Source organism: Paenibacillus sp. FSL H8-0283 (assembly GCF_045040675.1).
In the GTDB taxonomy this organism is placed as follows: Bacteria; Bacillota; Bacilli; order Paenibacillales; family Paenibacillaceae; genus Paenibacillus; species Paenibacillus amylolyticus.
Genome location: NZ_CP150295.1, coordinates 4,039,344 through 4,054,912 on the forward strand (window position 1 = coordinate 4,039,344; position 15,569 = coordinate 4,054,912).

A 15,569-nucleotide genomic window follows, 5' to 3' on the forward strand; every position below is an offset into this window, starting at 1 on the left:
CGCAACAAACCTCTGCACTAATCCAAACATAGTTATTGGAGCCAAATATGACTCCTGCACAAACGAGCCTTAGTTACCGAAGGCTCGTTTTTTGATGATTTCTTTAAAATATCTTTTCCGGCTTTAATTTGAAGCTCTTTCTCCTTTTTCATCTTTAACCCAGAACATTTCACTACTCTGCTCAAAATTACGCTTACATCGCCGTGAGGCGGTTTTACATACACAAAAAAGGAACTAACGTTCTATTAGGAGGAATCAAATTGGCAAGTTTCAAGAAATTAAAAAGTGGCTGGAGGTATCGGTTAAAGTACACCGATCCGTTCACTCAACAACAAAAAGAGAAATCTGAGGCTGGTTTTGGAACTAAACCAGAGGCTAAACTGGCTGCTGCGCAATTTTTAAAGCAGACAAAAGAAGGGTTTGAACAGTCCGACATTCCTTTGGTAGATTACATTCGTAATTGGATTGATAATTACAAAAAAGGTGTTGTAAGAAAGAACACAATCAATCTACATGATAACAATCTTAACACCCATATCAAACCTTATTTTAAGCGTCTGATGCTCCAGGATTTAAAACCAGATATGTATCAAGTCTTTTTGGACTCTCTATTTAAAAAGGGACTCAGTAAACGAACGGTCGAGATCATTAACTCAACAGTATATTCAGCCATAGAGCATGCATTGATTCAAGGGAAAATATTACGCAATCCATGTAAAGGTTCAATTATTAAAGGAGAGCACAAAAAGAAGACGATCCAATTCATTGATTCAGAGGACATTCCCAAATTTCTTCATACTGCTCGAGTAGATGGGTACATTTATTGGATTTTCTTTAAAGTGCTGATTGAAACGGGGTTACGAAAAGGGGAGGCTGCCGCTCTAAAGTGGTCGGATATCAATTTCAAAGAAAAGACGATCCGCGTGGATGAAACACTCGATTTCCAAGCTGAAGACGAGGACGAACTTTTCGGAGATACAAAAACCGAAAATTCTACCCGCACAATTAGTGTAAGTAAAGGAATTGTTAATGATTTAAGGTATCATGCTTCATGGCAGAATCAAAATAAGATCAATTTAGAGGAGTCCATGTACAGACACGATTTAAATCTGGTCTTGTGCAGGAATGATGGTAGCCCGATGCCTAAATCTAGATTATTTAATGCTTCGAAGAGAATTTTAAGAAAGCTGGTTTAAGTGAGGATTTAACAATTCATTCTTTGAGACATACCTATGCTGTGATCATGCTTGAAGCTGGGGCTGATATAAAATTTGTACAAGAGCAACTTGGACATGGCAGTGTGCAAATTACATCAGATGTGTATGCTCATATTTCCAAGAAGTTAGAAAAGCGTAACATTGATAAGTATGAAGAGTACACTTCCCGTATTTTTGGATCAGAAAATCAAAAACCGGGGGACGTTTGGGGGACGCAACCTCAATAGAAGTGCAATTCCCTCAAAACGTCCCCCGGTTCATTCCTTCAAAACCCCGTAGTTACAAGGTTTTTTCGATTAGTACAACGTAATATATTGATCGCGTTCCCATTGGTGGACTTGTGTACGGTACATATCCCACTCAATTTCTTTCAGCTCATAGAAGTGAGCCAAGGCGTGGTCGCCGAGAGCATCACAGATGACTTCGCTGCGGATCAATTCATTCAATGCTTCTTTCAGGTCAGCTGGCAAGCTTGGAATGCCTTCTTCCACACGCTCTTCTTCTGACATGATGTAGATGTTACGGTCAATTGGAGTTGGTAAGGAAAGCTCACGTTTGATTCCGTCCAGACCTGCTTTTAACAGAACAGACAAAGCCAGGTAAGGGTTAGCAGCCGGATCCGGGTTACGAACCTCAACACGTGTACTCAGACCACGGGAAGCTGGAATACGAATCATTGGGCTACGGTTACTAGCAGACCATGCTACATAACAAGGTGCTTCATAACCTGGTACAAGACGTTTGTATGAGTTCACAGTTGGGTTAGTAATTGCTGCAAACGCACGTGCATGCTTCAGAGTTCCAGCCATGAAGTGACGAGCAGTTTTGCTCAGACCCAACTCGTCCGACTCATCAACAAATGCGTTCTCATTGCCTTTGAACAAGGATTGGTTACAGTGCATACCGGATCCGTTCATACCAAACAGCGGTTTTGGCATGAATGTAGCATGTAAACCATGCTGACGTGCAATCGTTTTAACAACGAGTTTGAACGTTTGGATCTGGTCAGCAGCTTTCAGAGCATCAGCATATTTGAAGTCGATCTCATGCTGACCTGGAGCTACCTCATGGTGGGAAGCTTCGATCTCAAAGCCCATTTCTTCAAGTGTGATAACGATGTCACGACGACAGTTTTCACCAAGATCCGTAGGCGCAAGGTCGAAATAACCACCTTGGTCATTCAGTTCGTTAGTCGGGTTTCCTTTTTCGTCTGTTTTGAACAAGAAGAACTCGGGTTCAGGACCAACGTTGAAGGAAGTGAATCCCATATCTTGGGCTTCCTTCAGGTTACGTTTCAAGATACCACGTGGATCTCCTGGGAACGGATTACCATCCGGAAGATATACGTCGCAAATCAGACGTGCAACACGGTTCTCTGCAACCCATGGGAAAATAAGCCAAGAATCTAGATCTGGATAGAGGTACATGTCGGACTCTTCAATACGTACATAACCTTCAATGGAAGATCCATCGAACATCATCTTGTTATCCAGAGCCTTAGTCAGCTGACTCACAGGAATCTCAACGTTTTTGATAGCTCCAAGCAAATCAGTAAATTGCAATCGAATGAATCGTACGTTTTCTTCTTTCGAAATGCGGAGAATGTCTTCTTTTGTATAACTCACTATAACCTCTCCCTTTCTTATCTGCGTATTTGGCTTGCCTGTTATATTTGTACATTAGAAAGTTCCACGGGTCAAGGAGTCTCACACCAAAAGTGCATGTTTTCCCCTCACTCGCCAAGTTATGCGAATTTAGTTTTTATTAAAGAATCGGGAAAGCTCTCCCTGAATGAGAGATACTTGTCCTGGTCTCTTACCTGATACAAGCTGCTGCTTCAGCAAGCGGTGCAACTGCGTATCGGACAGCTCTCTGCGTTTAACTTCAGTATCTGGCGTGATAACTGTAGCTTCCTCGGATTCTTTTGAAACAGGATTCATCACTTGTTTGATGCCCGCGATGTTAACTCCTTTTTCAATCAAAGCCTTGATCTCTAGCAATCTCTCTACGTCATTAAAAGAGAATAACCGTTGATTACCTGACGTTCTCGCAGGAACGATCAAGCTGTGCTGCTCATAGTAACGAATCTGACGTGCAGACAGATCCGTAAGTTTCATTACAATACCAATTGGGAATAAGGCCATATTTCTGCGGATTTCATCACCCATGTTCATCAACCTTCCAGTCATCTATTCTTCACCCTATTGTACATTTAGTTATTACCAAGTGTCAATGACGTGTTAGATAAACTCACAATAATTTACGATCTTTCATAGTCTGTAACGCCATCAAAACGCCATATTTGACATGAGAGTACGTTAATCCGCCTTGCATATACCCGATATACGGCTCCCGAATAGGCGCGTCGGCTGATAATTCCAGACTTCCACCCTGAATGAACGTACCTGCCGCCATAATGACAGGGTGCTCATAACCAGGCATGTCCCACGGTTCAGGAACCACATGGCTATCCACAGCTGCTGCACGCTGAATCCCCTGCACGAAGGCGATCAGATGCTCGGCAGAGCTAAACTTAACAGCCTGGATCAGATCTGTGCGAGCTTCATTCCAGGCGGGTTTGGTTACAAATCCGGATTCAGCAAACATCGCAGCAGCAAACGTACTTCCTTTGATAGCTTGTCCTACAATTGTCGGTGCCATGTAAAGTCCTTGGTAGATGCCACGTGTTGTCCCCAGCATTGCTCCAACCTCTCCTCCAATTCCAGGGGCTGTTAGACGATAAGCTGCCAGCTGTACGTATTGTTCCTTCCCACATATGTATCCACCGGTTTCCGCAATGCCTCCACCGGGATTCTTGATCAGTGATCCGGCCATCAGATCAACTCCGACTTCTGTCGGTTCACGTTCCTCCGTGAATTCACCGTAACAATTGTCTACGAATACGATGACATCTTCCTTAAGCTCTTTAACACGCGTAACCATGTCAGCAATCTCAGCAACACAGAAGGATGAGCGCCAGTCATAACCACGTGAACGTTGAATCCCAATGACTTTTGTAGCCGGTGTAATGCTTTTTTCAACTGCTGCCCAGTCCACTCCACCTTCATCAGTTAAGGCCGTCTCACGGTAACCGATGCCAAAATCGCGTAATGAACCTGTACCATCACCGGGTTTGCCAATAACTTTATGCAATGTGTCGTAAGGCTTACCCGTGATGTACAATAATTCGTCACCTGGACGCAAAACTCCAAAGAGAGCTGTACTAATCGTATGAGTACCTGAAGCAAAATGAGGACGCACCAACGCGGCTTCCGCGCCGAAAACATCAGCATATACTTCATCAAGCACTTCACGGCCACGATCGTTATAGGCATAACCTGTTGAACCTGCAAAGTGAAAATCACTTACTTTTCGCTGTTGGAAAGCATTAATCACCTTCCATTGATTGTGATCTGTGATCCGATCAATCTGTTGCAGTTGTCCTTCAATCTGACGCTCCACTTGACGTTGAAGTTCAGATATTTCTGAATCAAAGCTTACCATCTTACTTCATTCCCCTTCATAGCACGAATCTGACGTCGAATATCCATTATCGTGTAACTTATCACATCAATATGTCATGAATATTACAATTCAATGAATTCTTCAAGCATATAACCAAATTTCTCATATTCACCTTTTTGCAATTCAACTTCATAAATGACATCATTCTCTTCAAAGCTGGTATCCACTACATCACCAATTTTATAGAGTACTGACGTAAGATCACCACGTTCTGCCGGAATACGGAAGCGCTTCGTATCACCTGTCAGCTCTGTCTGAATGAATTCACGGATTTTAAGCAGATCCTCCGAGTCTAATGCGCTTACTTTAATATGGTCTTTATCCAATGGAAGCATCTCAAGTTGCTCTGGTGTGCACGCATCTTTTTTGTTATACAGGACTAACTGCGGCTTGTCCCCTGAACCAAGTTCTTGCAGAATCGTATTAACCGTCCGCATCTGATCTTCACGCATAGCTGATGAGGCGTCCACAACATGCAGGATCAGGTCTGCCTCATTCACTTCCTCCAACGTTGCCCGGAATGCTGCAATCAGATCATGCGGTAGATTTTGAATAAATCCAACCGTGTCGGTAAGTACGATTTCTTTTCCACTTGGAAGTTCCATCGTACGTGATGTAGGATCCAATGTTGCGAATAGCTGATCTTGAATATACACATCTGCAGCCGTCAACTGCTTGAGCAAAGTTGATTTGCCAGCATTGGTATAACCAACAAGGGCCACCTGAACAATACCTGTCTTTTTACGGCGTTCACGATGCAACTTACGATGACGTGTCAATTCTTCCAGATGACGCTTCAGATCATCGATACGACCACGAATGTGACGGCGGTCTGTCTCCAGTTTGCTTTCACCTGGGCCTCTTGTTCCGATTCCGCCCCCGAGTCTGGACAGGTTCTTGCCATGACCCGACAACCGTGGCAGCAAATAGCTATGTTGAGCCAATTCCACTTGGATGATACCTTCTCTAGTATTGGCCCGTTGTGCAAAGATGTCCAAAATCAATTGGGTACGGTCAATAATTTTGAGATCGAGGGTTTCTTCCAGATTACGAACCTGTGCACCTGACAATTCCTGATCAAAAATAGCCGTAGTTGCTCCGAGCTCCTCGGCGATTGCACGGAGTTCTTCCACCTTACCTTTACCAATGAACCATTTGGTATCACGTTTTTCCCTGTTCTGAGAAAGTACACTTAGCACTTCCACTCCAGCTGTCTCAGCAAGTTTCACCAGTTCCTCTAAAGAGTACTCAGGGTTGATACCTGTACGTTTTACATCATCCGTAACAAGACTCACCAAGACGGCGCGATCTTTTTTGACCATATCTGTATCATGTGTGCCATTTGTCATGTATATGTTCACTCCCTCTAATTACTAAATTAATCCGTTGATATACATTGCCACGAATATGCCATGGCATGCCTTAAGCCGAACCGGTTGGCCCGGCCGGCTGGTGTAAAAACTATATTATCGCTTACTTTCGCTCAAAGTTCAAATCCTCTGTACGGATTGTCATCAGCTCCAGTTTTCCTGGACTGCCTTCCGAGTATTGTTCCAACAAACGAACCGCCTGATGCCTGATCGAACGCTCAATGGCATTACGAACGTATCTGGCGTTACTGAACGCGTGCAGCGAATCATTTTTCTCCTGAAGCAAATGTTGCTTTAGCTTGAGTATGGTCTGTGGCATTAGAATATAATCACGCTCTTTGGCCATAATCTCAGAGATTTGAATCAACTGATCAATGCTATAGTCTGGAAACTCCACTTGAATGGGAAAGCGGGAAGGTAATCCGGGATTGGTCTGGAGAAAAAAATCAATTTCTTCCGAATACCCGGCAAGAATCAGTATAAACTGATTTTTGTTATCTTCCATGGACTTAACAAGCGTATCAATAGCTTCCTTGCCAAAATCCTTCTCTCCCCCGCGGGCCAAACTGTAGGCTTCATCAATGAACAATATCCCACCGAGTGCCTTCTTAACCAGATCTCTTGTTTTCTGCGCCGTGTGACCTATATATTCTCCAACCAGATCCGCACGCTCTACTTCAATAAGATGACCTTTACTTAACACACCCATCTTCTGAAAGAGTTTGGCAACGATCCTCGCCACGGTGGTCTTACCGGTTCCCGGATTACCTTTGAAGATCATATGATACACGTGCGCACCACTAAGTAAGCCTGCTTCGGTACGCATCTGAGCAATCTGTAGAAAAGCATAGATCTCAAACACCAAGTCTTTGATATTTTCAAGTCCAACCAGTTGCTCCAATTCACCCTGTATCTCCTGGAAGTGCGCATGTTTGGTTATACTCTTGGCTGCCTGTACTGCCGCTGCTTCATCTTTGACCAACATCTGAGGTTCCTGGTTACGCAACACAATATTAATTTGTCTGGATGGTCTGCCTCCTGGTTGCTCTCCTGCAGCCATGACCCGTCCGTTCATTCGCCATCACCTCTATTTTATCGGGCTGAACTCTCCTGATTATTAATGTATTCTATCAGGTGCTCCAATATTAGAAGGATCATGAAGAATTCTACGGATAAGTAGATGACTTAAATCTGAATGTTTTTTCGAAACTCTCCGTTCTCAAACAAACTCGGCCTATGCTTCAGTGATAACTGAAAGTATGGGAATACATGTGCATCAATGGCATGCAGCAGTTCCTTTGCCGTCTTGTTAGCCAAGTCATAATCACCCGTTGTAATATGTTTTCGTGACAGTGCATCTTCAAGCTCATCTTCATCCAGCAAAAATACTTCCCCATCTTTCAATACAACGACATCCAGATACAGGTCATCAAACCAAGGAACACCCTGATCGGTTATCCCCTGACTACGGCATGTATCAATGTACCACTCTACAATCCGTTCCTGATCGTCAAACATCGCCGTAACAACAAAGTGCTCTCCCTTCGGATAGTATTGCAACCAGGAATAACCTTTATCTGCGATACAGAAGGTACTGCCTCCATAAGTTTTCCACAGAGGTTCTTTCAAATCCTGTATGGTGTACAACGTAATATAACCTGTGAAAATTTTGGATTGAACGAACCGGCATGTGAATTGTCGGTTCGTAATCCGGCGCCAGTTCGCGCGATCCCCGAATTTCCGTTTCATACGAACCCCTCTTTGCCGACTACAGGTCCGTGACCTGCTCTGATGTTATTGGTGAACAATGTAAAAACGTCCGCCTGATGGATTCCAGCGCTCTGGGTCCGCCCTTGCACAACGTATTACGAATAGTTACAGCTTACCATATTTAAGGTTTACACTCAAAATCAAGCTTTGTCCCACCTATTCATCAAATCAGCTTCCATTACAATTGTTCTGTATAACACAAAAAACTGCTTCACCGGTTTCCCGAGAAGCAGTTTTTCAATGTAGCTATTTAGTGATTCATTGGCTTAGCCGCCGGTGCCAGCTTGGGAATCTGCAGGTGCATCTGTCCCTCCAGTATCCCCACTTGTTCCGCTGTCCGGAGTTACAACTTCGCCCGGCGTTGTTACGCCCCCATCATCGGGACCTTCACCATTTCCGCCAGGATCTGTTGTGCCCTGACCAGGTGGGGGCGTATTGCCTTCCCCAGGTTGACCGTTTCCGCCGTTATTACCACCGTTGCCATTGTTTCCGTTATTACCATTTCCGTTGTTGCCATTTTCATTTTCATTTCCATTACCGTTATTACCGTTCGAATTGCCATTATCCGGTGTACCATTGTCCGGATTCTCCGTACCTGGCTGCTCAGGATCTATCTCTGTTCCAGGGTCTATACCAGGATCAGGTTCCTCCGGCGGCACTTCCTGCGCTTCAATCATCAAGGAGATGGTGTTGGAAGGATCCGTCTCAAGTCCTGATGCCAAGTCGTAAGCTGTCACATAGTACTCATAGGTTAGACCAGGCAACGCACTTAAATCTTGTGCATTGGTCGCTCCTATTGCATCAATGAGATGAGTGAACTGGGCTTCAGATGTTTCTTTCCGATAAATTCGATATTGCGTACTCGCGTCACCCGTTCCAGTCCAACTCAGGGAGACGGTTTGTGCATTTGGATCGTATGATCCACTAAGCCCACTAACGGACAGAGCCGGCTTTTCTGGTTCTTCTACTGGCGGAGGTGCCTGCCCTCCAGCTGGTGCTTTGAATTGCTTCACTGGAACGCCTTTTAAAGCATCTCCCATGACTTTGGCAAAGAAAGCTGCCGACAGCTTACTGCTGTTCTTAAGCATATGATTGGCATCCGGATTGTCATAGCCCATCCAGACTGCCGCAGTCCATTCCGGGGTGTATCCAACAAACCATACATCACGGTTGGCACTGTTGCCAGAGATACCACTTTGAACTGTTCCTGTTTTACCCGCTACCGGACGATCCAGACGTGCTGAACGTCCCGTACCGTCATTAACGACGTTCTGCAGCATCTGTGTAAGCTGATACGCATTTTGCTCACTCATGACACGCGTTGTGTCCGAGTTATCATGTTTATAAGTGGTTTTGCCTGCGCTATCCTTGATTTCTTTAATCGCATAGGCTTGTCGGTATTCTCCGAGGTTGGCAAATGCACTATAGGCTTGCGCCATTTCCAGTGTATTTGTACCTTTACTTAGACCACCGAGGGCAATCGCCAAGTTTTTGTCTTCATCTGTCAGCTGTATGCCTACACTCTTGGCAAAATTAATGCCTGTGTTAACACCTATTTTATCAAGCAGCCAAACCGCAGGGATATTTTCCGACTTCGTAATTGCATCCGTCATACTGATCGTTGAAGAATATCCATGCAAGTTACCAGGACAGTAGTTACCAAAACATTGCTTCGCATTACTCAGCGATGAGTTGGCACTGTAATTTCCTGATTCAAGCGCAGGTGCATAAGACACAATCGGTTTAAAAGCTGAACCTGGCTGTCTTCGACTCTGCGTTACACGGCTATAACCTTTAGTCTGATAATCCCGTCCTCCCAGGAGGGCAACGAGGCTACCATTCTCATGGTTCATGATAACCATGGAGCCTTGAACCTGTTGATCGTCTTTACTTGCCTCGAACAGATTATCATCTGTGAAGGCAGTTTCCATGGCTGTTTGAGCCTGAGCATCCATAGTTGTATAGATTTTGTACCCGCCGATATTCAGATCATCTTCCGTTTTACCTGTTACTCGTTCAGCTTCACGGAGCACATAATCTATAAAACCTTGATACTTCCTGTCTTTCTCTGGTCGCTTGTAGTTATAGTTAATCTCTTTTGCTTCGTCCATCTCCGCCTTGGTAATGTAGCCTTGTTCATACATCAGCTGCAATACCACACCTCGGCGTGCTTTTGAGTCGTTTGGATTGCTCACCGGATTATAGGCAGAAGGCCCTTTCGGCATAGCTGCTAATGTAGCAATTTGCCACAACTTCAACCTCTTGAGATCAGTAACTCCAAAGTAAAATTCAGATGCCGCTTTAATCCCGTAACGCTGATGACCGAAGAAAATACGGTTCAGATACATCGTCAGGATTTCGTCTTTTGTGTACTTGCGCTCTAATGCCATGGCAATCGATACTTCCGTTGCTTTACGGAAGAACGTCTTGTCACGGGACAAGAACATGTTCTTGGCAAGCTGTTGGGTTAGTGTACTACCACCTTCCACCATGGAACGAGCCATGACATCCTTAACCGCTGCACGCCCAATGGACCAGATATCCACGCCCTGATGATCGTAGAATCGCTTATCCTCCGTTGCAACAAAGGCTTGCTTCACAAGCTCAGGAATATCATCTTCTTTGACAGGTTCCAGCTTCTGAATGGATAGTTCCCCCATTAATTGGCCATTGCGATCATATACTTTTGAAGTTTCATTAATTGTGGTTTTGTCCTTATTGGCTTTGAGCAGATTTTCACCACTCACCATAATAAATAAATATCCGCCAAGTGCACAGAATATGGCGATTGCCATTGTGAAAAACAGTGTCCATCCAACGCGTTTACCCGTAATTTTTTTCTTTTTAGAGGTCTTTGGCTTCGCTTTTTTGGGTGACTTGTTATTGTTGTTGCGATTGTTAGACCTCGACAACGGATCGTTTGGCATGTTACCTCCTGACTCCCTTTCGGTTGCATAATTTCTAATCGTCTGTAGGCTCAGGCATATATTAAACATATTTTGCCCGGAATGAAAAGAACAACCCTTTATTCAGGTTGCTCTGTTTCAATACCTATACTTGTAGACGAAATGGTTGGTGAAAAGGTTTCGTAATTTTTTTAAGCTTCGCCGCTGTTATCTTGCTGCATCAGCGATACGCTGCGTTGCGGCGTGAACGTGGAGATGGCATGCTTGTAGACCATTTGCTGGCGTCCGTCGCTGTCAATGACGATCGTAAAATTGTCAAATGCCTTGATCGTCCCGCGGATTTGGAAGCCGTTGGTCAGATAGACCGTAGCAGGAATATTTTCTTTCCGCAGTTGGTTCAAGAACGTATCTTGGATGTTGATGGACTTGTTCATTAGCCGTACCCCCATTGGTTCATTTGAATTCGTGTTCAAGTAATATTCAATATCGCTGAGTAGCTTTCGTGCTATTATATCATGAACAGTTTCATATAATCCACAAAAACCCCTTGTCTGCTATTTTACCCCCATTCTTAGCGAGGTGAACAAATAGAAGACTTATCCATTATACACCGCTTGTCTGTTTTGCAAAAGAGGGACAAAATCTTCATTTTAAAGTACATTTATTCGTTGTTTAGCGAATACTTAATCTCTACCATCTGTTCTAGTGATAAATAAAAACCTCTATCCTTTTGATGACCAGAAGGTAGAGGTTTACATATCTTGATCTAATCGATGCCTGTCAGAAGAATACTAATAATCGCTCAAATCAATCAAATTTCCGTGTAATCAATTCACTTATCTGCTTGTATTTCCCTTCAAAATCCTGGGTATCCGTCATGTCCACCCATTCTATATCCTTCATATGACGGAACCAGGAAAGCTGCCGTTTGGCAAACCGACGTGTATCCCTCTTCAACCACTCAACTGCTGCTTCCCAACTCACTTCCCCTTGCAGGAACGCTGCAATCTCCTTATACCCCAGCCCTTGCATGGAAATATGACCTCTGGCCACTCCACGTTCCAACAGGGACTTCACTTCATCCACCAGACCTTGTTCGATCATCAGATCAATCCGTTCTTCTACCCGGGCGTACAACTTCTGTCGATCCATTGTCAAACCAACAATAAGAAGGTCATAAGGCGACTCTTTCTTCTGTACTGCCAGCTGATCAGACCACTTCTCTCCAGTGAGATGATGGATCTCAAGCGCACGTACAATTCGCCGTTGATCATTCGGATGCAGACGATCCGCACTAACGGGATCAACTTCCCTCAATCGATCATGAAGGGCTTGAGCTCCATTTAACTCCGCATAGCTGAATTGTTGCTCCCTGAACGCTTCGTCCGAACCACTATCGGAAAATTGAAAGCCGTAACATACCGATTCCACATACAGACCGGTGCCCCCTACAATAAAAGGCATTTTACCGCGTTCGTGGATTTCACTAATCAATCGTGTGCAACTCTCCTGAAACTCGGCCACAGAATACGGATACTCCGGTTCATGGATATCAATGAGATGATGGGGTACACCCTTCATTTCTTCAGAGGTAATCTTGGCAGTTCCGATATCCATTTCACGATATACCTGCATCGAATCTCCTGAGATAATCTCACAATTGAAAGCTTGGGCAAGCTCGATGCTCATTCTTGTTTTGCCTACTGCTGTTGGTCCAACCAACACAAGCAGTTTAGGTTTTGGTTTAACTTCCACTTTCAACATTAATCACTCCGTACAGGGTTTTTGCATTCGCCCGATCAAGTATTTCAAATCCGAGCCTGTCAAACTCCGCGCTGCCGCGCTTTTCTTTCATGACTACCCGTTTACGGGCAACCCGTTTCGCTTCCATAATACTCTGTTCATCCAGCGCGTGAGCATTTGCATAATCTCGCAAGGGCTGTATAGCACTTGAATCCATCATCGGTTCACGGAACATGGGGTCAAAATATACGGTATCACAGCTTCGATCCGGCATGGAACGCAGCAACTCAAGATGATTTGCATGATGCAGCTCAATACGCCGGAAAGCTTCATTTACCGCTGGCTTGATCGTCTCATATTGAGACATCCCCTCCACTAATAGTGTATATAGCGGAAGAGAGCTCTCACATGCAATCACCCGTCCACTTTTGCCCACTGCAACCGAGAACACCAGTGCATCCGTGCCCAGTCCGGCTGTACAATCGATGATGGTATCCCCTTCATTCACCGCCCCCGCCTCCAGCAGTGGATCAGGTTCTCCTCGCAATATACGTTTGGCACGAACAAATCCCATGCTGGGGTGGAACTCCAGCAACGGTGAATCCTTCCGAAATAGACGCACTTTACCCTGGAGTACAACCAGAACCTCCTCCGCCTCATAGTGTTCAATCATCATGGGCAGAGACATTTTATTACGGCGCACGTAAGTACCCCCTGTTGTTTCAGCAAGGTTTCGGGCCCGCTCCACAAGTAAAGCCGCTTCCTTTTCACCGGTTGTAATATACATAGATTCCTCCTAAATAGCTACATAACACGTTTGAACAATTTTTCCAGATCATATGTTGAAAATGAAATCACAATCGGCCGCCCATGTGGACAAGTGTAGGGCTGACGACATGAACCCAGACGCTGAATTAGCACCTCTGCTTCCTGATCGGTCAGCTTTTGGTTCGCTTTGATGGACGCCTTGCAGGAGCACATGATCGATGCAGCTTCTCGCATCTTGGCTACATCTATGCTACGTTCACTCAACACCCACTCGGACATTTCTTCGATAATGTCTTTCTCGTCCCCTTTGGGGAACCAGAACGGATGGGAGCGCACACGGAACGTCTGTCCACCGAAATGCTCCAAATATACACCCGCCTGTTCGAACCAGGCCAGCCTTGTTTTCAGTTTTTCCGTCTCCGAAGGTGTAAACTCCAGCGTAATAGGCAGCAGTAACTCTTGTGAGGCCTGGGCAGGGTTACCAAACTTCTCGTAATAGTACTCATAATTTACGCGTTCATGAGCGGCATGCTGATCAATCAAATATAAACCTTGGTCATTTTGCGCGATCAAATACGTACCATGATGCTGTCCGATCAGACTCAGCTCCGGAAATTCAGGCATGGATGCATCCGATTTAATGGCAGCAGCAAGTTTAGTGGCATCAGGTAGACCTGAAGTTTTCCACGTCCGTTCACTTCTCGGAACTGAAGACGGATTATACGATGAACGTGCTTCCCTTACCGGTGAATATACGGAATCGGAGCGATACGTAGCTGGTTTGCCTTCAGCCAGCGGTTTCTCTGTTGCTCCACGATCCCCACCATCTTGAGAAGAGAGGTCAGATTTGGGAACAGTTTCGGTAGAACTTGTATTTGAACTTGTACTTACATCCTTAGTGCCTTCTTGCACGTTAGCGGATGTCTGCCCCTCGCCATGACTAGCAATCTTCTGCAAAATATCCCCGTTCCAACTTTCTAACTGCTCCGGGGGCTGTGTAACCTCAGGTGGAGCTTCGGGCAACGGCACTGAGTGACCCTGTTCAGATACCAACTGTGCTGTAGACACATCCGCCGGAGCATCCAAATCCAGATCATCATCTTCTGTAGTTAACTTCAGAGGTGCAGCAATAGGTTTCCCAAGTGGCCCTTGTTGCCCATATCCTTCTGCATCAGATGCATCTTTCAGCGGACCACGTGGAAAGAGGAATTGTTCCTGAATAAAGGAACTATCGTCTCCACGTCGAATCTGCTGTTTTTTGACCTGTGGAATCAGTACCTCCTGCCGGAGTATCCCCCGCAACGTCGTCTCTATGAATTCATACAGTTCTGGTTCCTTGCTAAAGCGAACCTCCAACTTCGCCGGATGCACGTTCACATCCACAAGAGAGGGGTGCATCTCCAACTGCACCACGACAAGTGGGAAGCGATTGATCGGCAGCAAGGTATGGTAGGCTTTGAGAATCGCCTGATTGAGACCGTAATTGCGAACAAATCTCCCATTAACAATCGTTGACATACCATTACGATTCGCTCGTGTCCATTCTGGCAGGCTGATCAGCCCGCTCACCCGGTAATCCAGACTTTCTCCCTGGATGGGAAGCATCGCTTTGGCAGCACTTGTCCCATAGATCGCTGCAACCACTTGTAGCAGATCGCCGTTGCCCAACGTCTGAAGCAGCACATTCTCATTATGGCGCAGTCGGAACGAAATGTTTGGATGAGACATCGCCATCCGGTATAGGACATCTGATATATGTCCCAGTTCCGTCTGGATCGTTTTCATATATTTGAGTCTAGCAGGTGTATTGTAAAATAGTTCTCTCACTGCAAAATCTGTACCTTGAGGTGAGGTTGCGTCTTCATGAGTGCGAAGGTTCCCGCCTTCAATTACGATGCGGCGCCCCCGCCCATCATTGTCACTTGACGACAATACCTCTACCTTGGACACGGCGGCAATACTCGCCAAGGCTTCGCCACGGAATCCAAGACTTGTGATCTGAAACAGATCTCGGCCATGGGCTATTTTGCTGGTCGCATGACGATAAAAGGCGGTTTCCATGTCCTCTGGCTCAATACCTGTACCATTGTCTTTGACACGAATACTGAGGAGTCCGCCCTCTTCCACCGTCACTTCAATTTTGGTGGCGCCTGCATCCACCGAGTTTTCGAGCAACTCTTTGACAACTGAAGCAGGCCGTTCGACCACTTCACCCGCCGCGATCTGGTTGGCAATATGTTCATCAAGCACATGTATTTTCGCCACAGGTT

General features: G+C 45.3%; 11 protein-coding genes and 1 pseudogene. 1 reads left to right on the top strand and 11 read right to left on the bottom strand.

Translation table 11 applies throughout. The features are described from left to right. Nucleotides 1-260 precede the first annotated feature (260 nt). Nucleotides 261-1,444 (top strand): annotated as a pseudogene (locus MHI52_RS18045) (tyrosine-type recombinase/integrase). 69 nt (nucleotides 1,445-1,513) lie between these two features. Here the strand turns inward: MHI52_RS18045 and glnA are convergent. The 11 genes from glnA to mutL all read right to left on the bottom strand — a co-directional run bounded on the left by glnA (nucleotide 1,514) and on the right by mutL (nucleotide 15,564). After that, on the bottom strand, nucleotides 1,514-2,842 hold the full coding sequence (glnA, locus tag MHI52_RS18050; RefSeq protein ID WP_036613569.1) for a type I glutamate--ammonia ligase: 1,329 nt from the start codon (nucleotides 2,840-2,842) through the stop codon (nucleotides 1,514-1,516). A 129-nt stretch (nucleotides 2,843-2,971) separates the two neighbouring features. Further along, nucleotides 2,972-3,385 carry a MerR family transcriptional regulator gene (locus MHI52_RS18055; protein ID WP_017687924.1) on the bottom strand — a complete coding sequence of 138 codons (414 nt, stop codon included), beginning with the start codon at nucleotides 3,383-3,385 and terminating at the stop codon, nucleotides 2,972-2,974. Nucleotides 3,386-3,467: 82 nt separating this feature from the next. After that, complete coding sequence (locus MHI52_RS18060) at nucleotides 3,468-4,721, bottom strand: methionine gamma-lyase family protein (RefSeq protein ID WP_076250168.1); 1,254 nt, start codon at nucleotides 4,719-4,721, stop codon at nucleotides 3,468-3,470. Between the two features lie 83 nt (nucleotides 4,722-4,804). Further along, nucleotides 4,805-6,091, bottom strand: coding sequence for a GTPase HflX (gene hflX / locus MHI52_RS18065; RefSeq protein WP_076317601.1), 1,287 nt, complete (start codon nucleotides 6,089-6,091; stop codon nucleotides 4,805-4,807). A 124-nt stretch (nucleotides 6,092-6,215) separates the two neighbouring features. Further along, a complete protein-coding gene (locus MHI52_RS18070) occupies nucleotides 6,216-7,187 on the bottom strand; it encodes an AAA family ATPase (protein ID WP_062834999.1) in 972 nt (323 codons plus the stop codon). A gap of 110 nt (nucleotides 7,188-7,297) precedes the next feature. Next, entirely contained in the window at nucleotides 7,298-7,861 is a 564-nt protein-coding gene (locus MHI52_RS18075; protein ID WP_036672757.1) for a DUF402 domain-containing protein, read from the bottom strand. A 287-nt stretch (nucleotides 7,862-8,148) separates the two neighbouring features. Beyond that, the gene (locus tag MHI52_RS18080) at nucleotides 8,149-10,809 is read right to left on the bottom strand and encodes a PBP1A family penicillin-binding protein (protein ID WP_405157395.1); all 2,661 of its coding nucleotides are present in this window, start codon (nucleotides 10,807-10,809) and stop codon (nucleotides 8,149-8,151) included. A gap of 170 nt (nucleotides 10,810-10,979) precedes the next feature. Next, on the bottom strand, nucleotides 10,980-11,222 hold the full coding sequence (gene hfq, locus MHI52_RS18085; RefSeq protein ID WP_017687918.1) for an RNA chaperone Hfq: 243 nt from the start codon (nucleotides 11,220-11,222) through the stop codon (nucleotides 10,980-10,982). A 373-nt stretch (nucleotides 11,223-11,595) separates the two neighbouring features. Further along, nucleotides 11,596-12,552, bottom strand: a complete 957-nt coding sequence (miaA, locus tag MHI52_RS18090; protein ID WP_244988211.1) for a tRNA (adenosine(37)-N6)-dimethylallyltransferase MiaA — start codon at nucleotides 12,550-12,552, stop codon at nucleotides 11,596-11,598. Continuing rightward, nucleotides 12,533-13,318 (bottom strand): class I SAM-dependent methyltransferase, encoded by a 786-nt coding sequence (locus MHI52_RS18095; RefSeq protein ID WP_036672760.1) that lies wholly within the window; start codon nucleotides 13,316-13,318, stop codon nucleotides 12,533-12,535. The genes miaA and MHI52_RS18095 overlap by 20 nt, the downstream gene beginning before the upstream one ends. Nucleotides 13,319-13,335: 17 nt before the next feature. Continuing rightward, nucleotides 13,336-15,564, bottom strand: a complete 2,229-nt coding sequence (gene mutL / locus MHI52_RS18100; RefSeq protein WP_405157396.1) for a DNA mismatch repair endonuclease MutL — start codon at nucleotides 15,562-15,564, stop codon at nucleotides 13,336-13,338. Between the last annotated feature and the right edge of the window lie 5 nt (nucleotides 15,565-15,569).